The following is a 24,669-nucleotide window of genomic DNA, read 5'->3' as shown; positions in this document are numbered from 1 at the left end:
GGACTGTAAAAAACAATCAGCCGTATACTTACACATACTAAAAAATAATAAGCAGAACGACTATTACTGTTTTTCAACAAATAACCAAAAGGAAAAATGAGAATGAGGAATACCGCATGAAAACCTCTATGCGGATAATAAATCCCTCATTCTCATTGTCTTTAACTTCTTCTCACAAAGGAAAGGCCGATCACAAGATAGACTTGTACAGTGCTATAATATCCTCCTTTGTGACCTCACGCGGATTACCGGGAGTACAAACATCATTGATAGCCTGTTCGGCAAGTGCCGGAATATCCTCTTCTTTGATACCGAGTTCTGACAGATGAGCCGGTATTCCCACTATTCTCGACAGGTTGGCAATCTCCTCGCAAGCAGCCTCAACGGCCTGATCGACCGTCATTCCATCCTTATACACACCGCAAGCCTTGGCAATCTCTACATATTTTTCCTTTGCGGCAGGAGCATTGAAACGCATCACCGCGGGCAGAAGTATGGCACAAGCCACACCATGCGGCACATCATGCAGTGCGCTCATGGGATGAGCCATACCGTGATCCACACCGAGACCAACATTCGAGAACGCCATACCTGCGATATACTGAGCCACCGCCATACCGTTACGTCCCTCCGGATTTTCCGGTTCGTTGACTGCTATCGGCAGGTATTTGTGGATCATCTCTATTGCCTTTATTTCAAACATGTCGCTCATCTCCCACGCTGCTTTCGTTATATAGCCTTCTATGGCATGTGTCATGGCGTCCATTCCGGTGGAAGCAGTGAGCCCCTTGGGCAACGAATACATCAATTCCGCGTCAACAATGGCAACAGCCGGTATGTCGTTGGGATCGACACATACCATCTTCTTCTGATTTTCCTCATCGACTATCACATAGTTTATTGTCGTTTCCGCTGCCGTGCCGGCCGTTGTTGGCAAGGCAATAATAGGAAGGCTCTTTTTCTTCGTGTCTGCCACGCCTTCAAGAGAAACAATGTCGGAAAATTCAGGGTTGTTGCACACAATACCGATGCCCTTTGCAGTGTCCATGGCAGATCCGCCGCCAATGGCTATTATAAAATCGGCTTCCGCTGTCTTGCACGCCCCGATACCTTCTTTCACGTTTGTCACGGTCGGATTAGGCTTCACGTCATCAAATATATCGTATGCTATTCCGGCGGTGTCAAGTTCATCAAGCACCATTTTAGCCACTCCGAACTTCATAAGTCCTTTGTCCGTCACGACCAACGCTTTCTTATATCCAAAGCGGTTTACAACATTCGGCAATTCTTTTCGTGCGCCGGGTCCGAAATATGAAACTTCGTTTAAAATAAATCTGTTTACCATAATTAATACTTATTGTTTTAGATTGAATAATATTCTGCCTGTATAGCGCAAACCGGAAGCAACCAAAACCGCTTAAATTGCCAATGGGAAGCCTATCTTCTGCAAAGATAGTGCAAGTCAAATTGTAATGAAATTTGTTTCAAATTACTGAGACGCAGCCTATCTTCTGCAAATATACGAAGAATATTCGGTATTCTATACTTTTGGTTAGGAAATAAAAAGGAATGCAGCTTGCCGTTTACCCGAAAATCATTTATCTTTGTACTTTCAGAAACAATAAACCGATATGGATATAATCTTTATAAGACATACGAGTGTCAACGTGCCGAAAGGCACATGTTACGGACGCACCGACGTACCGCTTAACGATACGTTCGAACAAGAAGCGGCCGTAACCAAAAAGAATCTGATGGAATATGGAAAGTTTGACGCCGTGTTCTCATCACCACTCACAAGAGCACGCAAACTGGCTGAATACTGCGGCTACCCCTCACCCACTATCGACAACAGGCTTAAAGAGATGAGCATGGGCGACTGGGAGATGCGCAAATTCGATGAGATAAAAGACAAGGAACTGCAAGAATGGTACGACGATTACATGCATGCGGCTACCAAAAACGGCGAGAGCTTTCCTGTGCTGTACGCCCGTGTGGCAGCTTTTCTTGATGAGATACGCCTCAATAGCTACAAACGTGTCTCTGTCTTTGCACATGGCGGAGTAATGATGTGCGCCGGAATATATGGCGGATTGTTTCCAAAGAACGATTGTTTCAAACACCTCGTGCCTTACGGAGGGATAATGAAAATCAGCGTTTAACGATTACAACAAGTATTTGGGAAGTCGGTTTGTGGATATGTACAAAATTTGCAGGCACCGTTCTCTATCAAATAAATCGTAAACGATAAAGAAACATCGCGCCCGCAAATCCTGTTTTTATACAAATCAATTTTTCACTATTATCTCCGCTCCGGCTTTCAGTGCCTGAATATTAAGCGGAATAAGTCCGTGATGACGCTCAGGCAACGTCTTATATAGTGCCTTTTCAATACCAGCATGACTCACAACAGGGCATACTTCAAGCAGTCCGCCAAGCACAATCATATTGAATATCTTGCCGTTCTTCATCTCCGCAGCCTTGTCCATGGCATCAATTCGATATACTGTGATGTCTTTACGCCGCGGAGGGTTTATTATCCCGTAACCATCATAAATAAGAACGCCACCCGGTTTCACTTTATCCTCAAACTTGTCGAGCGACGGTTGATTGAGCACTATCGCTATATCGTATGTACTCAGTATCGGTGATGAAATCCGCTCGTCGCTCACTATCACCGTCACATTGGCCGTTCCACCCCTCTGCTCGGGTCCGTAAGCCGGCATCCACGTCACCTCTTTATCTTCCATCAGTCCCGAGTAAGCCAGTATCTTACCCATTGAGAGCACGCCCTGACCGCCGAAACCGGCTATTATTATCTCTTTTTCCATGTTCCTATATTTATGTATCAAGGAGTTTTTACCGATAGCCGTGCCACCGATAAGCACTCATCAGATGGTATCTTTCAAATCTCCTTTCTTATAGAACTCAAACATATTCTCGCGCATCCATTCATTGGCTTTCACTGGAGACATTTTCCACCCGCTGTTGCAGGTAGACACTATCTCAACAAGGCTGCTGCCCTTTCCCGCCATTGAAGCGTCGAACGCCTTTCTTATTGCACGCTTGGCACTACGTATCGAAGCCACGGTATCAACGCTTTGGCGTGTCACATAGCACGTTCCTTCAAGTTGCGCGGCCATCTCGGTTATCCTGAGAGGATATCCATGAAGCTCTGCCACACGACCATACGGACATGTGGAGGTCTTCTGCCCCATCAGAGTCGTAGGTGCCATCTGTCCGCCCGTCATTCCGTATATTGCGTTATTGATGAATATTATCACGATATTCTCTCCTCTGTTGAGGGCATGTACCGTCTCGCAAGTACCTATACACGCCAAGTCGCCGTCTCCCTGGTAAGTGAATACGAGCCTGTCCGGCCACAGCCGTTTTATGCCTGTAGCCACTGCCGGTGCCCGTCCGTGCGCGGCTTCCTGCCAGTCGATGTCAAGATAGCGGTAGGCAAACACGGCGCAGCCCACGGGGCACACTCCAACGGTCTTCTCTTCCATACCCATTTCCTCTATTACCTCAGCCACAAGTTTATGCACCACGCCGTGGCTACATCCAGGGCAATAATGCATCTGTGTGTCATTCATCAGCTCCGGCTTCTTGTATACAAGATTTTCGGGTGATATTATATGATTGGTCATATCGTTGTTCATCGTTCTGTCAGTTTTGTCTTCAATGCTTCCAATATCTCATGAGGCTCCGGCACTATTCCGCCGAGACGTCCGTAGTGCCCGACCGGCACCTCTCCATTAACCGCCAGACGCACATCCTGCACCATCTGGCCGGCATTTATCTCCACCACGAGCACACCTTTCTTACCATTTGCCATCGCCGCAATCTCCTTTTCGGGGAACGGCCACAGGGTTATCGGGCGGAAAAGCCCCACCCTCAGCCCTTCCTCGCGGGCCATGCCGATAGCTTTCTGTGCCAGTCTCGCGGCACTGCCGAAAGCCACTATGACATAATCGGCGTCATCGCAAAGCATTGTCTCGTATCTGACCTCGTTCTCACGGATTGCGGCATACTTCTCTTGCAGGTGTATGTTGTGCTCTTCCATCACCTCGGGCTTCAATTCAAGCGATGTCATTATGTTCGGCTTGCGGTCTTTCGACCGTCCGATAGTAGCCCAAGGACATTCCTTCCGTATCTCTTCCTCTGTGCGACGGGACTTATATGGCGGCAACACCACTTTCTCCATCATCTGCCCGATGACACCGTCGCTGAGTATCATTGCCGGATTACGGTATTTGAAAGCGAGATCGAAAGAAAGCTCCACGAAGTCGGCCATCTCCTGTACTGACGCCGGAGCGAGCACTATCACATTGTAATCACCGTTTCCACCGCCACGGGTAGCCTGGAAATAATCGCTCTGCGACGGCTGGATGGTTCCCAGTCCCGGGCCTCCGCGCTGCACGTTCACAATCACGCCGGGAATCTCCGCTCCCGCCATGTAAGCAATGCCTTCCTGCATAAGAGCCACACCCGGACTCGATGAAGACGTGAACGCCCGCTTTCCCGCGCCCGCCGCTCCATATACCATGTTTATCGACGCCACCTCACTCTCTGCCTGCACCACGACCATACCCGTTGTTTCCCAAGGCTTGTCGAGCGCAAACGTCTCTATTATCTCACTCTGCGGCGTTATCGGATAACCGAAATATCCGTCGACTCCACAACGGATTGCGGCACGGGCTATCGCCTCGTTACCTTTCATCAGTGTCACTTCCTGTTCTGCCATAGTTCTATTGTTCCTCCACTTTTTTCCTGTAAACGGTTATGCATCCATCGGGACACACTATGCCACACGACGCGCAACCGATACATGCGTCGGCAGCGACCGCCTCAACGTATTGATATCCGTTGACATTCACTTTGCTTGCCATGGCAAGTACGTCTTTCGGACAAGCCTCCACACATAGCGAACAGCCTTTGCAACGTCCCGTATCTACCACGACAGCGCCAATAATCTTACTCATAAATCAGTCTTTTTGTTATCACAGGAATATCCATCACGGTTTTTACTGCATGTCAGCTCCACGATGAATCAAGGATTATACATATCCTTATTATAATAGTTTAATATATCTTCGAGCATGCGCTTGGCCTCGACAGCGGGGCTGTCAGGGTCGAGAGCTATTGCCGCAATATAATTGTTGATGGCTTCCTGCCAGTTGCCCTCACGGCGGAAACGGTTTCCCAAACGGTAATACTCCTGCGCCGTCATTATCCGTAATACTCTTTCTTGCCTGCCGCCAACGTGTTCTTCATCAGCGAACAGATTGTCATCGGGCCAACACCGCCGGGTACTGGAGTTATGAAAGAGCACAAAGAAGCCACCTCGTCAAACTTAACATCACCGTTGAGACGGAAGCCGCTCTTGCGAGTCGCATCCGGAACACGGGTCGTGCCCACGTCCACAATTACCGCTCCTTCTTTCACCATGTCCGCCGTCACGAAGTCGGGACGACCGATGGCGGCTATGATAATGTCCGCCTGCCTGCACTCTTCCTTGAGGTTTTGCGACCTGCTGTGACATACCGTCACCGTGGCATCTCCATACTGCTTCTGCATCATGAGCTGGGCCATGGGTTTGCCCACTATGTTCGAGCGACCGAGGATGACACACTTTTTACCGCTTGTCTCTATCCCATACCTTTTCAGGAGAGTTATTATACCAAGAGGAGTGGCCGAAATGAAGCACGGCAGGCCAATTGCCATCCGCCCGACATTTATCGGATGAAACCCGTCCACATCCTTACGATAATCTATCGCCTCTATTATCTTCTGCTCATCAATATGCTTCGGAAGCGGCAACTGCACTATAAATCCGTCCACATCATCATCATTATTGAGTCTGTCGACGCATTCGAGCAATTCAGCTTCCGTGATATTGTCTTCAAACCGTATCAGAGAAGACTTGAATCCGCAAGCCTCACAAGCCAGCACCTTATTCTTCACGTATGTCTCCGAGCCACCGTCGTGACCCACAAGCACTGCCGCCAGATGCGGGCGTTTGCCTCCCGAAGCCACTATTGCCTTCACTTCCTCCGCTATCTCTTCCTTTATCTTGGCCGCGGTAGCCTTTCCGTCTATCAGTCGCATATTTCTTTTATTTATATTTTGGGTTGGGAGTTATAGTATTCTCCTTGTTGAGTCAAAGGAGTTAAAAGCAATACGCTGGCTGAGGCCTGTGGCTGTTTCCTTTTAACTCTTTCGATTCCCTATACTAAGATTTACATCATTTACATCCCCCTCATCTTTCTCATTGCGTTTGCCATCTGCATCATCTTGCTGTTGGACGTGCCGGTGACCATGCGCATCATCTTTCTTGTCTGGTCAAACTGTTTTAACAGGCGGTTTACCTCCTGAATGTTCGTACCCGAGCCTTTCGCTATGCGCATTCGGCGGCTTTGGTTGATGATGTCGGGATTGGAACGCTCCTTCGGGGTCATGCTGTTGATGATGGCCTCGATGCCTTTGAACGCGTTATCGTCTATATCAACGTCTTTAATAGCCTTGCCCACACCGGGAATCATTGCTGCCAGGTCCTTGATGTTACCCATCTTCTTTATCTGCTGTATCTGGCTCATGAAGTCGTTGAAGTCAAACTGGTTCTTGCGTATTTTCTTTTCCAGCTCCTTGGCCTGCTTCTCGTCAAACTGCTCCTGCGCGCGCTCCACCAGGCTGACGATATCTCCCATTCCGAGAATACGGTCGGCCATACGCTCGGGATGGAACACATCGAGAGCCTCCATTTTCTCGCCCGTTCCGACAAACTTGATTGGCTTCGTCACAACAGTACGTATGGAAAGCGCCGCACCGCCACGTGTGTCACCGTCGAGTTTGGTGAGCACAACTCCGTCGAAATCGAGACGGTCGTTGAACTCCTTGGCCGTGTTCACAGCGTCCTGACCCGTCATCGAGTCTACAACAAAAAGGGTCTCATCGGGGTTTACGGCATTCTTCAGTTTCTCGATCTCATCCATCATCTCCTCATCGACAGCCAACCGGCCGGCGGTGTCTATGATAACCACGTCGTGTCCCTTGGCCTTGGCCTCACGAATGGCATTGGCGGCAATCTCCACCACGTTCTTGCTTTCAGGTTCCGAGTATACCGGCACACCTACTGTCTGCCCCACAACCTTCAACTGCTCGATAGCAGCCGGACGATACACGTCGCAAGCCACGAGCAGAGGGTTCTTGCGGTTCTTGTTTTTCAGCATGTTGGCCAGTTTACCACTGAACGTCGTTTTTCCGGAACCTTGCAGTCCTGACATCAGGATTATCGCCGGACGGCCCTCGATTTTTATGTCGACCGCCTTTCCGCCCATAAGTTCCGCCAACTCATCGTGCACTATCTTTACCATCAACTGGCTCGGTTTCACGGCCGTAAGCACGTTCATACCCATAGCCTTTTTCTTAACCGTGTCGGTGAATGTCTTGGCCACTTTATAGTTTACGTCGGCATCAAGCAGCGCCCTGCGCACGTCTTTAAGCGTTTCCGCAACATTGATTTCGGTGATTTTTCCCTCGCCTTTGAGAATTTTGAACGATCGTTCAAGTCTGTCGCTTAAATTTTCAAACATATATATAATGTGTCTTTATTATTGCTTTTTCTGCAAAATTACGCTATATTATCAGAAAAAACGAATATGTTATCTGTGTTTTAAACTATTTTAAAACGTCGGTCTTTTAAATTGCGCACATTTACATCTTAATGTGCAATAATTATACACACACAATGATTTTCCCGAATGCCGCATCAGAAATTTTACGACGACCGGCTTTAACGCTGATGACATACTGCCAATCAAAACTTCAAGAAGAACATCCGAAAGCCACTTATATGTAAACAAAATATCACGACACAATGCGATATGGACAGCAATCGAAATCACATCTGCATTTTGAATATTTATGCACAAACGCCAAGGACAACGAAAATTCCACCATTGAAAAATGACAAAACAACGATTTGAGCCGAACGGCCAACAACCCGTAAAGCGAAATATCGGCGACCATTTGCATTAAGTATCCCGTTGTCATGCAACGGGATACTAACTGGAATGCATTTAGCGTCCCGTCAGCTTCCGTTTAGACGCTAAACGCAACCCGACCAATACCTTAATACAAGGCAAAAATATGTCTCCAACAAAGAAAAAATGCTTCCGGAACAAAGTCCCGGAAGCATTTCGGTTTCACCCAGCATATACATATATGCGGAAACAAATCACCACATACGAATTGTCATGACACAATACACGACGCATATATAGCCAAGACATTATATATATCCGGCATCTGACATCAGCAAACCGGATGCCGACACAGTACATTTATCAAAAATCACAGCCAGATCCGATTGCATAAATATACATTTCAAAGCAGACTTACAGCCGCTTTCAGATATCAATGACTGGAAAATCATAAACTTTTTGTAAATTATTATCATAGTTTTCGTGTTTTTAAAACGTTTTTTAGTCCACAAATTTACTTCAAAAAAACGCTGAAAACAAATTCCGATGCGATACACTTCACGATACATCCGAAAAAACATTCCGATATATTAAGTTTTACTTAAAAAACGCTTTTTATATAATTTTTCGACAAAAAATATATAACTTTGCACATTACTAAATATTCTTAAACATCATGTTTGATAAAGAGACATATATCCGCCGGCGCGGAGAACTGAAAAAACTCGTTGGCGGAGGTATCGTGATACTATTCGGCAACAACGACGCACCGGCCAACTATCCTGCCAACGCATATTATCCTTTCAGGCAGGATTCCACGTTCATATACTATTTCGGACAGCACCGTGACGGTCTTGCGGGCGTTATAGACATAGACAACGACACGGAGACACTCGTAGGCAACGATATTGACATTGAAGACATCGTGTGGTTCGGCTCGGTAGACAGCGTGAGTGACATGGCGGCACAGGTTGGCGTGCGCCATACGGCGCCGATGAAATCGCTCGAAACGATCTGCGCCGATGCGATGAAAGCCGGCAGGAAGCTACACTTCCTGCCGCCATACAGGCACGACACGATGATACAGATAATGGACCTGACGGGCATTCACCCGGTCAGGCAGAGAGAAGAAGCATCGCTCGAACTGATAAAGGCGGTAATAAAAATGCGCGCCGTAAAAGAACCTCAGGAAATAGCGGCCATTGAACGGGCATGCGACATCGGCTACATGATGCACACCACGGCCATGAGAACGACACGCCCGGGAGTGACAGAACGTTTCGTGGGAGGGCAGGTTGACGGTATGGCCGGCTCGCTGTCATCGAAAGTGAGTTTCGCCACCATCTTCACGCAACATGGAGAAATCATGCACGGTTGCCCGTCGGAGAATATCCTGGAAACGGGGCGGCTGGCACTGTGCGACGCCGGATGCGAACTCGACGATTACTGCTCAGACCATACACGCACATTCCCCGTGTCGGGAAAGTTCACTGATCGGCAACTCGACATTTACCGCATCGTGGAAGCATGCCACGACTATACCATTGAAGTGGCAAAACCGGGTGTCAGATGGTATGACGTACACATGGACGTATGCCGGATGATGACCGACAGGTTGAAAGAGATCGGCCTTATGAAAGGTGACACCGAAGAGGCGGTAAGAGCCGGTGCCCACGCCATGTTCCTCCCGCACGGCCTCGGCCACATGATGGGTATGGATGTGCACGACATGGAAGGACTGGGACAAAAACATGTGGGTTTCGACGATGAGACTCAACCTTCAACACAGTTCGGAACAAACTGCCTGCGTATGGGCAGACGACTCGAAGAAGGCTTTGTGATGACCGATGAGCCGGGAATATATTTCATACCTGCGCTCATAGACGAATGGCGTGCCAAGGGACACTGCAAGGAATGGCTTAACTTCGACATGCTCGAAGCATACAAGGACTTCGGAGGAATACGCATCGAAGACGACATACTCATAACAAAGGACGGATGCCGGTTCCTCGGCAACAAGCGCATACCATACCATCCCGAAGACGTGGAAGAATATATGAACAAATATTAATAAATAACAAAAGAAAATCAACAATGAAGAAGTTTTTAGCTTTGGCGTTGGCTGCCCTGACATTCACGGGCGCTTATGCCCAGGAAGGGAAAAAAGACTCGGTGAACAAGAACAAGCCTGTGTTCACCACAATCAAGGAGAACAAAATCACAAGTATCAAGGATCAGAACCGCAGCGGCACTTGCTGGGCTTACTCGACCCTGTCTTATTTCGAGAGCGAGATACTGAAAAAGACAGGCAAGACATACGACCTCTGTGAATCTTTCGTAGCCAACAAGACATACATGGATCGTGCCATCCAGGTGGTAAGACTGCACGGCGACTGCCAGTTCTCACAGGGTGGTTCATGCTACGACCCTCTCTTCTGCCTGAAACACTACGGTATATGTCCGGAAGAAGCCATGCCTCTGCCCGGCACACTCTACGGAGACTCACTCAACAACTTCAACGAGTTCTTCTCTCTCATGGAGCCGTATGTCGCAGCGATAGCCAAAAGTTCGGAAAAGAAAATAAGCTCCCAGTGGAAAGTGGGATTACAAGGCATCCTTGACGCATACCTCGGCAAATGCCCTGAAAAGTTCAAGTATGAGGGCAAGGAGTATACACCGAAGTCGTTTGCGGCAAGTCTCGGCCTCAATTTCGATGACTACGTGACCATCACTTCTTATACACACCACCCGTTCTATACACAGTTTGCGGTTGAAGTACAGGACAACTGGCGCAACCCTCTGTCTTATAATGTGCCCATGGACGAGATGATGCGCATAATCGACAACGCAATCAGCGAGGGTTACTGCATCGCATGGGGCGGCGACGTGAGCGAAGAGGGTTTCACACGCAAAGGACTGGCATACGCTTACGACACAAAGAAAATACAGGGACTTTCCGGAAGCGATGCCGCAAAATGGCTCAGACTGGAAAGAACAAAGAAAGCGGAATTGTATGACTCGCTTGGTTGCACAGCACCGGAAATCACTCCCACACAAGAGATGCGCCAGGAGCGTTTCGACAACTGGGAACTGACAGACGACCACGGCATGCTGATATTCGGTATAGCCAAAGACCAGAACGGTAAGGAGTACTACATGGTGAAGAACTCATGGGGTGAATTCGGTGACTACAAAGGCATCTGGTATATGACCAAGACTTTCATAGCGGCAAACACAATGGACTACATGGTCAATAAGAACGCAATACCGAAAGACATACGCAAGAAGCTCGGCATCTGAGAAGCAGCAAAACGCAATGAAATCAGAGATTAATTTATTTACAGAAAACATAATATAACGAAATGTCTGAATATTCATCAAATCATCACAGCCATTCGTCAAGCCACCACAGCCATTCGTCCGGACATCATCACGGACACTCAAAGCACCACAAAAGAGGCAAAAATGATGTAAGCGAGTGGAAAAGACGCAGTCTCAGGTCGATAGCAAGAAAGAAGAAGATGCAGAAATATCTCTTCAACGCAATGGTAGTGGCAGCAGCCGTGATGCTCATTGCCGTGATTATCGCATATACAATAGGATAAAAAACGAACAAATCCATACACAAACAAAGTGTCGACCGGTTGTCATCCGGCCGGCACTTTGTTTTTTATCGCAAAACTTAAAAACTCAAAAACTTACACGTCAATATTCCAATTTCTTGTTTTTTATTAGTAACTTTACACCCATATACGCCTTTTCAAGGCTACTTTTACAAGCGAAGAAAATAAAAAAAATAAATATAATGTACTTCAAATGGAATTACGAACCAACAACACCGGAGACACAAAAGGCAGCTAAGGAACTGGGAGAGAAAATCGGCATGAGTCCGACTCTCGCCAACCTGCTCATCCGACGCGGTATAAAGACCGAGTCGGCGGCAAAGCGTTTCTTCCGCCCTATGCTCAACGAGCTTATCGACCCATTCCTGATGAACGACATGGACGTAGCCGTAGACAGGCTGAACGATGCCATGGGACGCAAGGAGCGCATCATGGTCTACGGAGATTACGATGTGGACGGATGTACGGCCGTGGCTCTGGTGTACAAGTTTCTGCAACAGTTCTACTCGAATATAGAATACTATATCCCCGACAGATACGAAGAGGGATATGGTGTGAGCTATAAGGGCATAGACTATGCGAAAGAAACAGGTGTGAAACTTATCATCGTGCTCGATTGCGGAATAAAGGCAATCGAAGAGATAGCGTATGCCAAAAGCATAGGAATAGATTTCATAATATGCGACCACCACGTGCCTGATGAGGAAATGCCGCCGGCCAAGGCCATACTGAACCCCAAACGGCCCGACTCCACCTATCCGTTCCACCACCTCTCGGGGTGCGGCGTCGGCTTCAAACTGATGCAGGCGTTCGCCAAAAACAACGGCATACCGTTCGCCCGGCTGATACCGCTGCTTGACTTCTGCGCAGTAAGTATCGCGTCGGACATTGTTCCGGTGACAGGTGAGAACCGCATACTCGCATTCCACGGGCTTAAGCAACTGAACCAGAATCCATCAACAGGCCTGAAAGCAATCATTGAGATCTGCGGACTGTCTAACCGCGAACTGACTATGAGCGACATCGTGTTCAAAATCGGTCCGAGGATAAACGCGTCCGGACGGATGCAGAACGGCAAGGAAACGGTAGAGCTTCTCGTGGAGAAAGATTTTATGAGGGCAATGGCCGAGGCAGGGATGATAAACGAATATAACGAGCAACGCAAGGACATTGACAAGCAGATGACGGAAGAGGCGAACTCCATCGTTGAGAAACTGGAAAGCCAGAAGCATCTGTCATCTATTGTATTATATGACGCAAACTGGAAAAAAGGCGTGATCGGAATTGTGGCATCAAGGTTGACGGAGATCTACTTCCGCCCAACGGTGGTGCTCACAATGAGCGACGGCATTGCCACCGGTTCGGCACGCAGCGTGGCGGGATTCGACATTTATGACGCCATAAAGAGCTGCCGTGACCTCCTGGTCAACTTCGGAGGGCACACATACGCAGCCGGCCTGTCGATGAAAGAGGAGAACATACCAGAATTTCGCCGGAGGTTTCAAGAGTATGTTGTCAACCACATCATGCCGGAACAGACACAGGCCATACTTGACGTAGAGGCTGTCATTGACTTCAAGGATATAACAAAAAAGATGCATGCCGACCTGAAAAAGTTCGCACCGCACGGACCATGCAACCCGAAGCCGCTGTTCTGCACGCAAAATGTATATGATTACGGCACGAGCAAGGTTGTGGGACGCCATCAGGAGCACATCAAACTGGAACTTGTGGACAGCCGTTCGAGCAATGTGATGAACGGAATAGCGTTCGGACAAAGCGCGGCCGCAAGGTACATCAAGAGCAAACGCTCGTTTGATATAGTATATACAATAGAAGAAAACGCATACAAACGCAACGAGGTACAACTGCAAATAGAAGACATCAAACCGTCGGAAGAACCGCAATGACGCTTTTATCATTATTAAAGCAAGCCACGGGACAAGGATGGACAAATATAGAGAAATACTACGCCGATATTGGGGATACGATGATTTCAGGGGCATACAACGTGAAATAATCGACAGCATAGGCTCCGGGAAAGACACGCTCGGACTTATGCCCACCGGGGGCGGCAAATCTGTCACGTTTCAGGTTCCCGCACTTGCCGCCGACGGGGTGTGCATCGTAGTCACGCCGCTGATAGCGTTGATGAAAGATCAGGTAATGAACTTGAAGCGGCGGGGCATCTCTTCCGCAGCAATATACTCCGGACTGTCGCGAACGGAAATCATCACCATTCTGGAAAACTGTGTGTTCGGCGCAGTCCGCATACTTTATATATCGCCCGAACGCCTGTCTTCACAAATATTCCAAACCAAGCTCAGACATATTAAAGTGAGTTTCTTCGCCATAGACGAGGCTCACTGCATAAGTCAGTGGGGGTATGATTTCAGGCCATCTTACCTGAAAATATCCGATATACGCAGACTGCATCCCGACGTTCCGGTGCTCGCACTAACCGCCACGGCCACCCCGAATGTGGTGGACGACATACAAGAAAAGCTCGGTTTCAAAGAAAGAAGAGTGTTCAGGATGAGCTTTGAACGCAAAAACCTGGCCTATGTGGTACGCCGGACAATGGATAAGCAGGGAGAGCTGATACACATATTGGAATGTGTGGAGGGTTGCGCCATCGTATATGTACGCAGCAGAAGACGGGCAAAAGAAATCGCCGTAATGCTGAACGAGAACGGACTGCCGGCCACTTTCTATCACGCCGGACTGGAAAGCGCAGAGAAAGACAAACGACAGAAAGACTGGCAGGAAGACAAAGTGCGGGTGATGGTGGCAACAAACGCTTTCGGCATGGGCATAGACAAGCCCGATGTGCGCATAGTGGTGCACACAGACTGCCCGGACAGCATAGAGGCGTACTTCCAGGAGGCCGGCCGGGCCGGGCGAGACGGAAACAAAGGATATGCCGTGATGTTGTATAACGACAGCGACAGGAACAAGTTGACAAAGCGGATAAGCGACACATTCCCCGACAAAGAATATATAAAAAAGGTCTACGAGCACTTGGCCTATTTCTATCAGGTGGCCGCGGGTGCAGGTTACGGAATGACATTCGAATTCAACATAGAAAAGTTTTGCCACAACTTCAAGCACTTCCCTATACAGGCCGACGCCGCGCTGAAAATACTGAACCGTGCCGGATACATAGAGTACACCGATGAACAGGACAACAAAGCAAGAGTGATGTTCACCGTGTCGCGCGACACTCTCTACCGACTCGAGAACAACTCGGAGAACGAAGATAAAGTGATTGTGACACTGTTACGCAACTACGGAGGGCTGTTCAGCGACTACAACTTCATAGACGAGAGCCTTATAGCCATGCAGACAGGACTGAAATCACACGAAGTATATCTCACACTGAAACTGCTCGCGGCCAAACACATCATCAAGTTCATACCGAGAAAAAAGACACCCTATATCCGTTACACACAAAGACGGGAGAACACCGAACACCTGATGTTTCCAAAAGAAGTGTACGAGGAGAGGAAAAGGCAATTCACCGAGCGCATCAACGCAATGATTGAATATGCGGCGACCGATGACACATGCCGCAGCAGAATGTTGCTGGAATATTTCGGAGAACATACCGACCATGACTGCGATTCATGCGATGTGTGCATGGAGCACAGAAAAGAAAACAACCACGGTGACGCCACCACCGAAACACAAGCAGAGATAATGGCAATACTCAGCGACATGAAGCCACATCCGATTACAGAACTGAACACCATCAAACGACCATACGAACAAATCGATACTGCCCAGACATATCTCATAAATGAGGAAAAGATATACCGCATGGACGGAATGATATTCATCGGTAACTGAGATAAATACCTCCAAACAACATATAAAGCATAGAAAAGCTACCGGCAGAATAGAACCAAGATTTGTTTTATGACTGTAAAAGCGGCAATAATGGCTTAAAGAATAAACAGGCAGATTTGTAATGAAGCCCCCAAAAAGTTTTATGTATAACTTTTTGGGGGCTTCTTTTTTAGGAGAGAAAGAGAATTTATCGGCACTATTTGACATTTTTATCACCCGCCATATTACAGTCATCCAACCTCCGTTTAGAAAAAGAACGCAAAAAAATCATAAGTGTAAGACAATTTAAAAACAAATTGGCCTTAATTAACAGCACATAAGCATAATATCGTAGTAACGGTCACTATCTTTGCAGCAGAAAAAGATTACTTCAGGAAACGATATTTATTGTCTAACTTAATACATTATTCATTATGGAAACAAAACAAGTAAACGGAAAATTTGAGCTTATCAAACTACCCTATGGAACCGACAGCCTGGAACCGGTAATCAGTTCGGCTACAATCGGATTTCATCATGGCAAGCATCTGCAAACATATATAAACAATCTCAACGCTGCCCTGTCTGGCAGCAAATATGAGAACATGACGCTCGAGGAAATAGTAAAGACGAGCGACGGCGGCGTGTTCAACAACGCCGGACAGATACTCAATCACAACCTGTATTTTACCCAGTTGTGCCCGCCAAGGGAAAACAACGTGCCCAAAGGTAAACTGGCCGAGGTGATAGACTGCCAGTTCGGCTCATTCGAAGCCTTTAAGGAAGAGTTCGTGAAGAAAGGATCCACCCTTTTCGGGTCGGGATGGGTATGGCTGTCTGCCGACAACTCCAAAAAACTCGTGATAACACAAGAGTCTAACGCCGGAAATCCTATACGCCAAGGCCTTCGCCCGCTACTCACTTTCGACGTATGGGAGCACGCCTACTATCTGGATTTCCAGAACAGACGCGCCGACTATCTCGACAAGATGTGGCAGATAGTAAACTGGGAAACGATAGAAAGAAGGTTTATATGTTGCAGATGCTGCAAATAACAATATAATTATCGGATATATTAAAAAGAAACGCCCGGACAATCGTCCGGGCGTTATCATTTATAGAGTTTTAAACTTCTGTTCTATAAATTAGAAGTTGAACAATATACCGAGTGTAAGGTCTGTATTGTCGATGCTGAGACCAAAAGCAGAACCGCCACCATTAAATTTTTCACTATTCTTTGAATACCCAAGGAAACCGGTCTTAGCAACTACGTCAACTTTGTCTGATACGGCAAACTTCACGCCGGGACGGAGACCTACCCCGAAGTTAGAACCCTCAGCATCGCTTCCATAAGCGGTGAAGATTATACCACCGTCAACAAAGAAAGAAGCTGCACCGCTCTTAGCAAATGTATAGCGTGCGTATGGAGCAACAGAGAATGCACTTACAGTATACTCGTCACCTTGCTCTTGTGAAGCATATCCGAGCTGGATACCAACAGCAAGATTGTCGCTCAGGTTGTAGCCAACCTCAGGAAGGATAGAGAAAGATGTAAGAGCATCTGCATCTTTATTCTCCTTAGAAGACTCGAAACCCAGTGAACCACCAACGTAAATCTGTGCACTTGCAGCAACAGAAGCAACAACGAATGCTGCCATCAAAAATAACTTTTTCATAATTTTTTCCTTTTTGATTAATAATTGAGTTATTATCTGAGGCAAAGATATTCCATTTATTTAACATAGCCAAAAGAATCTACAAAAAAGTTAACACTATAATTCCTGTATATTGATTTAAGACAAAAAAAACAGAAAAAAAGGATAAAATACTCTATTATCATTTGTATTTCGTATTTTTGTATGGATTTAATAGGCATACGGCTGTATATTATATAATAATGTATGAAAGTGGCAATAATCGTCAATAAGTGATTATCAACAAGAAAAACCACGACTGAAAACCAGTTTAAAATAAGTAAACAATAAAATTACGACAAAATGACAAGTAAAAAGACTGCAGTGATTTTGGGTTCGGCAATGCTTTGCATGACCGTGCTATCTCCTCTGTCCACCATCGCACAGACAAGAGACGGGGGCATCTCGCAACAGATGATAAGCGATATTCGCAAGTCACAAAAAATGACAACGGCAGACAGGGCGATAGCAAATGCCATAGCCTCAAATGCCATTGACAACCTGGCTAAAAACCATGTCAATGCCGGAGAGCTTGACACTTATTTCAGCGTGGAGACCAAAAAACAGTCGATAACGGACCAACAAAGCTCAGGCCGCTGCTGGATGTTCAGCGGATTTAACGTCATAAGAGCCAATTTCGCCAAACGTACAGATTCACTTACGGTTGATCTATCGCACAGCTACCTGTTCTTTTGGGATCAGTTGGAAAAAGCGAACCTATTTCTTCAAGGCGTGATAGACACGGCCAAAAAACCGATGGACGACACACGAGTGCAGTTTTTCTTCAAAAATCCCATCAACGACGGCGGCACATTCTGTGGCGTGGCGGATCTTGCTGACAAATACGGTCTCGTGCCCAAATCTGTAATGCCAGAGACTTATTCGAGCGACAACACATCGCGCATGGCCCGACTGATATCATCCAAACTGCGCGAATACGGCCTGCAACTACGCCAAATGGCGGCCGACGGCAAGAAACAGGCAGATATAAATGCGGCCAAGACAAAGATGCTCGGAACGGTCTATCACATGCTCGCAATGACAATAGGCGAGCCACCTACACAGTTTACATACGCTTTCCGCAACGACAAGGGACGTACTGTGGGCGAAACGAAAACATACACACCGCAGGAATTCTACCGCGAGGTGGTAGGAAACCAGATAAACGGCTCTTTCATCATGGCCATGAACGACCCGCGCCGCCCATACTACAAGACTTACGAAGTTGAATATGACCGACACACATACGACGGGCACAACTGGAAATACATCAACCTGCCGATGGACGACATTGAGAAAATGGCAATAGCCTCGCTAAAAGACGGCCGGAAAATGTACAGCTCGTATGACGTAGGAAAGATGCTTGACCGCCAGCGCGGATACGGAGATACGGAAAACTTCGACTACGGTTCGCTATTCGGCGTGACATTCGGCATGGACAAAGCACAGCGAATCAGCACGTTCGACAGCGGCTCAACACATGCCATGACGCTTACGGCCGTCGACCTCGACGAGAAAGGAAACGCAAAGAAATGGAAAGTGGAAAACAGTTGGGGCGCGACATGGGGTCAAGGCGGCTGCATGATAATGTCAGACCGCTGGTTCAGGGAATACATGTTCCGCCTTGTGATAGACAAGAAATACGTCCCCGAAGACATATTGAAGATGAACGAGCAGAAGCCTATCATGGTAATGCCAGAGGATCCGCTTTTTCAGAAAGACTTTTAAAGGTAAAAAAGTAAAAGGGTAAAAAGGTAAAAAAGCCGTGCGGTCAGTTTTTATATGGTCATGTATTGGCACAACAATAGTATTGACACAATATAAATCACGCCGCACGGCTTTTTTACCTTTTTACCCTTTTACTTTTTTACCTTTAAAAGCCTCAGGCTGTTCAGCACAACGCTTATGCTGCTCATAGCCATTAATGCGCTTGCCCACATAGGAGTTATCTGAAAATCGGTCACCCAGCGTAACGCTCCCGCCGCAAGTGGTATGCAAACGATGTTATATATGAATGCCCAGAACAGGTTCTGGCGTATCATGGATACAGTACGCTCCGACAGTCTTATGGCCTCCGGGATGCGCCTGAGATCTGTTCCCATAAGCGTCACCTGGGCAACGTCCATCGCAACGTCAGTACCCTGCCCCATGGCAATGCTCACATCGGCTGCCGCAAGAGCCTGGCTATCATTTATTCCGTCTCCTGTCATTGCAACCTTGCGACCTTCAGCTTGCAGTTTCCTAACAAGGTCTTCCTTATCCTGAGGCATCACACGACTGCGATAGTTTGTTATTCCGGCCTCATCTGCCACCCGTCTCACCGCATCCTCACTGTCACCGCTCATCATGTAAATTTCTATTCCGCGCTTTTTAAGCATATCCACAGCCTCACGTGCATGGGGTTTAAGCATTTCCCGGCTTTTACCATCGGTGGAAGGTATGGTGACAGTACCCGTTTTGTCGGTCACAAGTACATCCACTAAACGCAGGTTTTCCAATGCCGTGGCGTCTTTTATCAGTATGTTTCGCTCAGCAGCCTTTCCAATGCCGACCATAAGGGCCGTCGGAGTGGCAAGCCCCATGGCACAAGGACATGCGATAACAAGTACCGATACAGCCGACAACACGGCTTGCGGCAATGCTGACATACCGCCAAACACGAGCCAAAGGGCAAATGTAACCAAGGCAATAAACATCACCACGGGCACAAACACAAGGGCAATCTTGTCCACTATTCGCTGAACGGGAGCCTTAGAGCCTTGCGCCTGACGCACCATCTTTATTATATTCGCAAGCACTGTATCCGCTCCAACCTTCTCTGCACGAAACCTTAACATTCCGCTCTTCACTATCGTACCGGCAAGCACCTTGTCGCCTCCTGTCTTGCATACGGAGACCGACTCTCCGCTTATCATGCTCTCGTCTATCAACACGTTGCAAGCATTATGATACAAGTTATCGGAAGAAAGAATGCCGTCAGCCGAAAGAGCCGTAATACAACCGGAATTTTTCGCATTTACAGCCGGATAACCACCGGCGATAATATCCGACCGCACTCCAACATCACACGAACGAGACCCGATACCGGCTTGGGAAGCATTTAAATCGTCGGTAACAACCTCTCCGTCAACAGGAATTTTCTCCCCTGCCCTTACCTCTATAATATCGCCGGGACGCAAAGCGGAAATAGGCGCGTCGGCAATAGACGCCCCGTCAACAAGGTGGGCCGTCTTCGGTGCAAGGCCAATAAGTGACCGTATGGCCGTTGCCGTGCCGCCCTTTGCTTTCTCCTCAAGCATCCTCCCCGTAAGCACAAAGGTTATTATCATCACCGAGGCATCATAATAGGTATGCCACTCAATACCTCTCGCACCCCAAAAAGAATCTCCCCAAAAGGTATTGAAAAGACTGAAAACAAAAGATATGCCGGTACTCATGGCCACGAGGGTGTCCATATTGGCCGCTCCATGAACAAGCTGGCGCCACGCCGATACATATACAGACCGGCCGCAGTAAGCGATATTTAGCGCCGCTATAATCATAAGCAGCACATTTGCCCCGCTGCCTACATCTATCCACCCCATCGACAGACTCATCGTCATAATGGCAAAAAGCCACGACCATATCACCTTCTGTCGCAGAATAACGTACTCACGGCGTTCTATCGCCTCTACGTCACGGTCTTCCTCTATCACCATCTCATAACCGATATGTCCCAATTCGGCTTTCATATCATCGAGAGAGACCACCGCCGGCTCATACTCCACAAGCACTGTGCGCGCCGGAAGGTTTACCGAGGCGGAGGCAACGCCATCCATCGCTCCGAGCCTACGCTCCACATTGGCCGCGCAACCGGCACACATCATTCCCAACACCGCTATTGTTTTCTTTTCCATAAACTATCTGTTTTTCACTTATAATATCCCCCAGCAAACCGTGTCTCACGCCATAATTACCGGCCGCAAACGCGCTTAGAGGCTTAATTTACCGGTCACAAAGGTATCTAAAAATTACTGCAACCTGATTGCAAAGACATTTTTTAACCGCTTTATTTGCCTCAATTACCTATTTTATAAGTATCTGCAAATGATATATTCCGCTTTTTTGCTATTTTTGCATCTATCAAACAAAATAATGACACCATCGTATCATAAAAAGATACGCATCTAAAAAAGAATTTAAAGCGATGAATATTTTCAAGGCATTGTTCGGGGGAGAAGAGGAAACACCCGAGGAAAAACAGAAAGCCGACAAGGCGAAGAGATTTGACATGTTCAAATATGACGGTGTGAAAGCCGCCAGAATGGGACAACATGACTATGCCGTCAAATGCTACAACGAGGCGCTAGCCATACATGACGATCCCGAGACACACGACTATATCGCCCAATCACTGATACACACAGACAGGCTCGACGAAGCCATGACACACCTGGAAGTGCTTAACGAAGCTCAACCATGCAATAAAGAAATACTTATCCGCATGGCCGACATTACCTACCTAATGGAAGACTACTCTAAAATGGCCGACCTGTGCGCACGCATTCTTGAAATAGACAACGAATGCCCGCGCGGCAATTATCTGTATGCCCGTGCATACGCCGGGCTCGGCAATCCGGTAGGAGCGGTGGCAACAGTCAGTCGCGCCATCGCATTAGACGCCGACTTCGGTGCCGCCTACCTGCTCCGCGGACAGTTGCTCCTTAAAATGGGCGATACAGCCGGAGCCGGAAAAGATGCCGACAAGCTCATCGGGACATACGGTGAAAATGAAGACGCTCTGATGCTTAAAGCAAGAGCCGAGGCTGCTGCAGGCCATCACGACGCCGCAATAGACATATATGATAAGGTGACGGAACTCAATCCATTCTGCACAGAGGCTTTCCGTGAGCGCGGAGCGGTGAGATACGGCAAGGGCGACATGACGGGAGCCCAGGCCGACATGCAGAGAGTACTCGAACTGAATCCCAACCAAGCGAGCGGTATCACAGGCGAATACTCGGCAGAGGGCGTTGAACACAAGATGCACAAGGCCAGTTTTATAAATCCGCTCGGATTATAATTAAAATGTAAGCAAAAGACAAAAAAAACAATGTTTTATTTGTTTATTTCACCAAAAAACTTTACTTTTGCAATCAGACAAATAAAATAAACATATCAATTAAACGATATAAGAATATCAATTAAACGATATAAGAATATCAAACGGAAGACATAAAAACACCGTACATACGATATCGGCATGCCGGACAAATGATATAAACTTATCGGATAAGGAATACCAAAAAGCAAATAAATAAAACAGATACGATAATGAAGAAGTTTCACGCATACTTTTACAACTTTTTTTTCTACTTTGCAAGGAATTGCGAAGCGGGAAGTTGCGTGTAGATTTCAACTTATGACAAGACAAACATCACAAAGATGATATATAGTCAAATCCCGCTTCACGACAATGAGGCGGGATTTTCGATTTAAAACGAACAGTAACAAAATGAAAAGAATAGCTATACAAGGATTGAGAGGATCGTTTCATGACATTGCCGCAAACCTGTACTTCGAAGGAGAACAGACACAATTGATATGCTGCGCCACTTTCGAAGAAGTTTTCGAAAACATAAAACAAGACCCTACCATTATCGGAATGATGGCAATAGAGAACACCATAGCAGGCAGCCTGCTTCACAACTACGAACTGCTCCGCGACTCCGGCACATCGGTTGTTGGCGAACATAAATTGCACATATCACACTGTATATGCTGTATGCCCGACGATGACTGGAACACTGTCACCGAAATACACTCTCACCCGGTGGCGCTGATGCAGTGCCGCGGCTTCCTTTCCCGCCATCCTGAAATGAAAGCCGTGGAAAACGAGGATACCGCCGGCTCGGCAAAAGAGATTTTCGAGAACAGACGGCACGGCCATGCAGCCATTTGCAGTGCCGCGGCAGCTGAAATGTACGGTATGAAAATACTCGAAAACCATATCGAAGACAACAAGCATAACTTCACACGGTTTCTCGTTGTTTGCGACCCGAGGAAGGCCGACTTCCTCCGCCCGATAGAGAAAACAGACAAGTCGAGCCTCGTCTTCTCACTGCCCCACGAGGAAGGGTCGCTATCACAGGTACTGAGCATACTTTCGTTCTATAAAATAAACATGACAAAGATACAGTCGTTGCCTATCATAGGGCGCGAATGGGAATATATGTTCTACGTAGACGTGACCTACGACAACCTCACACGCTACCGCCAGAGCATCGATGCCATAACACCGCTTACAAAAGAATTAAAGATATTAGGAGAATACATAAATGGAAGACAAAGTGACTGACATAAAGCCGGCCGACCGGCTCGGCCTTGTGAGCGAATACTACTTCAGCCGCAAGCTCAAAGAGGTGGCACGGCTGAACGCCGATGGACACGACATTATAAGTCTGGCGATAGGCAGTCCCGACATGCCGCCGTCAGAACAGACGATAGAAAAACTGTGCGAGGTGGCACACCGCCCTGACGCACACGGATACCAACCGACAATAGGCACGCCCGAGCTTCGCGGAGCAATGGCCGACTTCTACAAGCGTTGGTACGGCGTGGCGCTCGACCCGTCAACGGAGATACAGCCGCTCATCGGCTCGAAAGAAGGCATCCTGCACGTCACGCTGGCATTCGTAAATCCTGGCGAGCGGGTCCTCGTACCAAATCCCGGATACCCCACATACACTTCGCTAAGCAGGCTTCTCGGTGCCGAAGTGGTAAACTACAACCTTTGCGAGGACAACGGCTGGCAGCCCGATTTCGACGAACTGGAAAACATGGACCTCACCGACGTGCGGCTGATGTGGACCAACTATCCCAACATGCCAACCGGAGGAAACGCCCGCCGGGATACATACGAGCGGCTTGTGGCTTTCGCCCGCCGCCACGGCATAGTGGTAGTGAACGACAATCCCTACTCTTTCATACTCAACGACAAGCCTATGTCTTTATTGCAGATAGACGGAGCGAAAGACTGCTGCATTGAATTCAACTCGATGAGCAAGAGCCACAACATGCCGGGATGGCGTGTAGGCATGTGCGCGTCTAATCCGGCATTCATCGGCTGGATACTGAAAGTGAAGAGCAATATAGACAGCGGCACATTCCGAGGCCTGCAACTCGCCGCAGCCGAGGCCTACGCCAATGATGCCGAATGGCACCACCGGGCAAACATCGAGACCTACTCGCGCCGCCGCCAATATGCCGAGAGCATCATGCAGACACTCGGATGCACGTTCGACACCGAGCAGGTGGGAATGTTCCTCTGGGGAAAAATACCCGGGAAATACACCGATGCCGAACAGCTCACCGAGCGTGTGCTACACGAGTGCCGTGTGTTCATCACCCCGGGATTCATCTTCGGGTCGAACGGTGACCGCTACATACGCATCTCACTGTGCGCAAAAGAAGAGAAACTGCAAGAAGCTTTAAAGAGAATAAAACTGTCGGCATGGTAAAAAAAGCCGTCAGACAGACATACATGCAAACCCAGCA

21 protein-coding genes are annotated in these 24,669 nt (G+C 47.7%); 11 read left to right on the top strand and 10 right to left on the bottom strand.

Annotated elements, in window-relative coordinates:
- Positions 1-190 precede the first annotated feature (190 nt).
- Positions 191-1,345 (bottom strand): lactaldehyde reductase, encoded by a 1,155-nt coding sequence (fucO, locus tag HPS53_RS05690; RefSeq protein WP_172204989.1) that lies wholly within the window; start codon positions 1,343-1,345, stop codon positions 191-193.
- A gap of 286 nt (positions 1,346-1,631) precedes the next feature.
- Here fucO and cobC point away from each other — a divergent pair, with 286 nt between their 5' ends.
- Positions 1,632-2,162 (top strand): alpha-ribazole phosphatase, encoded by a 531-nt coding sequence (gene cobC, locus HPS53_RS05685; protein ID WP_104369395.1) that lies wholly within the window; start codon positions 1,632-1,634, stop codon positions 2,160-2,162.
- 126 nt (positions 2,163-2,288) lie between these two features.
- Here the strand turns inward: cobC and HPS53_RS05680 are convergent, their stop codons facing one another.
- The 7 genes from HPS53_RS05680 to ffh form a co-directional block, all read right to left on the bottom strand.
- Entirely contained in the window at positions 2,289-2,831 is a 543-nt protein-coding gene (locus HPS53_RS05680) for a 2-oxoacid:acceptor oxidoreductase family protein (protein WP_104369431.1), read from the bottom strand.
- A 60-nt stretch (positions 2,832-2,891) separates the two neighbouring features.
- Positions 2,892-3,653, bottom strand: coding sequence for a thiamine pyrophosphate-dependent enzyme (locus tag HPS53_RS05675; protein WP_172205198.1), 762 nt, complete (start codon positions 3,651-3,653; stop codon positions 2,892-2,894).
- An 8-nt stretch (positions 3,654-3,661) separates the two neighbouring features.
- Positions 3,662-4,750 carry a 3-methyl-2-oxobutanoate dehydrogenase subunit VorB gene (locus tag HPS53_RS05670; protein WP_172204986.1) on the bottom strand — a complete coding sequence of 363 codons (1,089 nt, stop codon included), beginning with the start codon at positions 4,748-4,750 and terminating at the stop codon, positions 3,662-3,664.
- Between the two features lie 4 nt (positions 4,751-4,754).
- On the bottom strand, positions 4,755-4,988 hold the full coding sequence (locus tag HPS53_RS05665) for a 4Fe-4S binding protein (RefSeq protein WP_104369393.1): 234 nt from the start codon (positions 4,986-4,988) through the stop codon (positions 4,755-4,757).
- Positions 4,989-5,056: 68 nt separating this feature from the next.
- Positions 5,057-5,236: a tetratricopeptide repeat protein gene (locus tag HPS53_RS05660; RefSeq protein ID WP_104369392.1), complete on the bottom strand. Its 180-nt coding sequence runs from the start codon at positions 5,234-5,236 to the stop codon at positions 5,057-5,059.
- On the bottom strand, positions 5,236-6,114 hold the full coding sequence (gene folD / locus HPS53_RS05655) for a bifunctional methylenetetrahydrofolate dehydrogenase/methenyltetrahydrofolate cyclohydrolase FolD (protein WP_104369391.1): 879 nt from the start codon (positions 6,112-6,114) through the stop codon (positions 5,236-5,238). Before folD ends, HPS53_RS05660 begins: the two co-directional genes overlap by 1 nt.
- Before the next feature lie 140 nt (positions 6,115-6,254).
- A complete protein-coding gene (gene ffh, locus HPS53_RS05650; RefSeq protein ID WP_104369390.1) occupies positions 6,255-7,598 on the bottom strand; it encodes a signal recognition particle protein in 1,344 nt (447 codons plus the stop codon).
- A 1,066-nt stretch (positions 7,599-8,664) separates the two neighbouring features.
- Between ffh and HPS53_RS05645 the strand changes: the two genes are divergently transcribed.
- The 6 genes from HPS53_RS05645 to HPS53_RS05620 all read left to right on the top strand — a co-directional run bounded on the left by HPS53_RS05645 (position 8,665) and on the right by HPS53_RS05620 (position 16,494).
- Complete coding sequence (locus tag HPS53_RS05645) at positions 8,665-10,059, top strand: aminopeptidase P family protein (protein WP_172204983.1); 1,395 nt, start codon at positions 8,665-8,667, stop codon at positions 10,057-10,059.
- A 23-nt stretch (positions 10,060-10,082) separates the two neighbouring features.
- Positions 10,083-11,288, top strand: a complete 1,206-nt coding sequence (locus tag HPS53_RS05640) for an aminopeptidase C (RefSeq protein ID WP_172204980.1) — start codon at positions 10,083-10,085, stop codon at positions 11,286-11,288.
- 62 nt (positions 11,289-11,350) lie between these two features.
- On the top strand, positions 11,351-11,593 hold the full coding sequence (locus HPS53_RS05635) for a hypothetical protein (protein ID WP_104369254.1): 243 nt from the start codon (positions 11,351-11,353) through the stop codon (positions 11,591-11,593).
- A 200-nt stretch (positions 11,594-11,793) separates the two neighbouring features.
- The gene (recJ, locus tag HPS53_RS05630) at positions 11,794-13,521 is read left to right on the top strand and encodes a single-stranded-DNA-specific exonuclease RecJ (RefSeq protein ID WP_172204977.1); all 1,728 of its coding nucleotides are present in this window, start codon (positions 11,794-11,796) and stop codon (positions 13,519-13,521) included.
- A 37-nt stretch (positions 13,522-13,558) separates the two neighbouring features.
- Positions 13,559-15,460: an ATP-dependent DNA helicase RecQ gene (locus tag HPS53_RS05625; RefSeq protein ID WP_172204974.1), complete on the top strand. Its 1,902-nt coding sequence runs from the start codon at positions 13,559-13,561 to the stop codon at positions 15,458-15,460.
- 413 nt (positions 15,461-15,873) lie between these two features.
- Positions 15,874-16,494, top strand: coding sequence for a superoxide dismutase (locus HPS53_RS05620; protein WP_172204971.1), 621 nt, complete (start codon positions 15,874-15,876; stop codon positions 16,492-16,494).
- Between the two features lie 90 nt (positions 16,495-16,584).
- Here the strand turns inward: HPS53_RS05620 and HPS53_RS05615 are convergent, their stop codons facing one another.
- Positions 16,585-17,115, bottom strand: coding sequence for an outer membrane beta-barrel protein (locus tag HPS53_RS05615; protein WP_172204968.1), 531 nt, complete (start codon positions 17,113-17,115; stop codon positions 16,585-16,587).
- A 360-nt stretch (positions 17,116-17,475) separates the two neighbouring features.
- Here HPS53_RS05615 and HPS53_RS05610 point away from each other — a divergent pair, with 360 nt between their 5' ends.
- Positions 17,476-18,861, top strand: a complete 1,386-nt coding sequence (locus HPS53_RS05610; protein ID WP_371741796.1) for an aminopeptidase C — start codon at positions 17,476-17,478, stop codon at positions 18,859-18,861.
- Positions 18,862-18,992: 131 nt separating this feature from the next.
- Here HPS53_RS05610 and HPS53_RS05605 read toward each other — a convergent pair whose 3' ends face one another.
- Positions 18,993-21,029: a cation-translocating P-type ATPase gene (locus HPS53_RS05605; RefSeq protein WP_104369259.1), complete on the bottom strand. Its 2,037-nt coding sequence runs from the start codon at positions 21,027-21,029 to the stop codon at positions 18,993-18,995.
- 290 nt (positions 21,030-21,319) lie between these two features.
- Here HPS53_RS05605 and HPS53_RS05600 point away from each other — a divergent pair, with 290 nt between their 5' ends.
- The 3 genes from HPS53_RS05600 (at position 21,320) to HPS53_RS05590 (ending at position 24,632) form a co-directional block, all read left to right on the top strand.
- Complete coding sequence (locus tag HPS53_RS05600) at positions 21,320-22,195, top strand: lipopolysaccharide assembly protein LapB (protein ID WP_104369260.1); 876 nt, start codon at positions 21,320-21,322, stop codon at positions 22,193-22,195.
- A 432-nt stretch (positions 22,196-22,627) separates the two neighbouring features.
- Entirely contained in the window at positions 22,628-23,470 is an 843-nt protein-coding gene (locus HPS53_RS05595; protein WP_104369261.1) for a prephenate dehydratase, read from the top strand.
- Positions 23,451-24,632 carry a pyridoxal phosphate-dependent aminotransferase gene (locus HPS53_RS05590; RefSeq protein ID WP_172204965.1) on the top strand — a complete coding sequence of 394 codons (1,182 nt, stop codon included), beginning with the start codon at positions 23,451-23,453 and terminating at the stop codon, positions 24,630-24,632. The genes HPS53_RS05595 and HPS53_RS05590 overlap by 20 nt, the downstream gene beginning before the upstream one ends.
- Positions 24,633-24,669 lie beyond the last annotated feature (37 nt).

Source organism: Prevotella sp. PTAC (assembly GCF_013166535.1).
Classification (GTDB): Bacteria; Bacteroidota; Bacteroidia; order Bacteroidales; family Bacteroidaceae; genus Prevotella.
This window is presented reverse-complemented; position numbering and strand designations above follow the sequence as displayed.

What these genes read in the sequence shown, in the direction of transcription:
- fucO (WP_172204989.1), bottom strand. Translation starts at nt 1,345, where the DNA reads ATGGTAAACAGATTTATTTTAAACGAAGTTTCATATTTCGGACCCGGC.
- cobC (WP_104369395.1), top strand. Translation starts at nt 1,632, where the DNA reads ATGGATATAATCTTTATAAGACATACGAGTGTCAACGTGCCGAAAGGC.
- HPS53_RS05680 (WP_104369431.1), bottom strand. Translation starts at nt 2,831, where the DNA reads ATGGAAAAAGAGATAATAATAGCCGGTTTCGGCGGTCAGGGCGTGCTC.
- HPS53_RS05675 (WP_172205198.1), bottom strand. Translation starts at nt 3,653, where the DNA reads ATGACCAATCATATAATATCACCCGAAAATCTTGTATACAAGAAGCCG.
- HPS53_RS05670 (WP_172204986.1), bottom strand. Translation starts at nt 4,750, where the DNA reads ATGGCAGAACAGGAAGTGACACTGATGAAAGGTAACGAGGCGATAGCC.
- HPS53_RS05665 (WP_104369393.1), bottom strand. Translation starts at nt 4,988, where the DNA reads ATGAGTAAGATTATTGGCGCTGTCGTGGTAGATACGGGACGTTGCAAA.
- HPS53_RS05660 (WP_104369392.1), bottom strand. Translation starts at nt 5,236, where the DNA reads ATGACGGCGCAGGAGTATTACCGTTTGGGAAACCGTTTCCGCCGTGAG.
- folD (WP_104369391.1), bottom strand. Translation starts at nt 6,114, where the DNA reads ATGCGACTGATAGACGGAAAGGCTACCGCGGCCAAGATAAAGGAAGAG.
- ffh (WP_104369390.1), bottom strand. Translation starts at nt 7,598, where the DNA reads ATGTTTGAAAATTTAAGCGACAGACTTGAACGATCGTTCAAAATTCTC.
- HPS53_RS05645 (WP_172204983.1), top strand. Translation starts at nt 8,665, where the DNA reads ATGTTTGATAAAGAGACATATATCCGCCGGCGCGGAGAACTGAAAAAA.
- HPS53_RS05640 (WP_172204980.1), top strand. Translation starts at nt 10,083, where the DNA reads ATGAAGAAGTTTTTAGCTTTGGCGTTGGCTGCCCTGACATTCACGGGC.
- HPS53_RS05635 (WP_104369254.1), top strand. Translation starts at nt 11,351, where the DNA reads ATGTCTGAATATTCATCAAATCATCACAGCCATTCGTCAAGCCACCAC.
- recJ (WP_172204977.1), top strand. Translation starts at nt 11,794, where the DNA reads ATGTACTTCAAATGGAATTACGAACCAACAACACCGGAGACACAAAAG.
- HPS53_RS05625 (WP_172204974.1), top strand. Translation starts at nt 13,559, where the DNA reads ATGGACAAATATAGAGAAATACTACGCCGATATTGGGGATACGATGAT.
- HPS53_RS05620 (WP_172204971.1), top strand. Translation starts at nt 15,874, where the DNA reads ATGGAAACAAAACAAGTAAACGGAAAATTTGAGCTTATCAAACTACCC.
- HPS53_RS05615 (WP_172204968.1), bottom strand. Translation starts at nt 17,115, where the DNA reads ATGAAAAAGTTATTTTTGATGGCAGCATTCGTTGTTGCTTCTGTTGCT.
- HPS53_RS05610 (WP_371741796.1), top strand. Translation starts at nt 17,476, where the DNA reads ATGCTTTGCATGACCGTGCTATCTCCTCTGTCCACCATCGCACAGACA.
- HPS53_RS05605 (WP_104369259.1), bottom strand. Translation starts at nt 21,029, where the DNA reads ATGGAAAAGAAAACAATAGCGGTGTTGGGAATGATGTGTGCCGGTTGC.
- HPS53_RS05600 (WP_104369260.1), top strand. Translation starts at nt 21,320, where the DNA reads ATGAATATTTTCAAGGCATTGTTCGGGGGAGAAGAGGAAACACCCGAG.
- HPS53_RS05595 (WP_104369261.1), top strand. Translation starts at nt 22,628, where the DNA reads ATGAAAAGAATAGCTATACAAGGATTGAGAGGATCGTTTCATGACATT.
- HPS53_RS05590 (WP_172204965.1), top strand. Translation starts at nt 23,451, where the DNA reads ATGGAAGACAAAGTGACTGACATAAAGCCGGCCGACCGGCTCGGCCTT.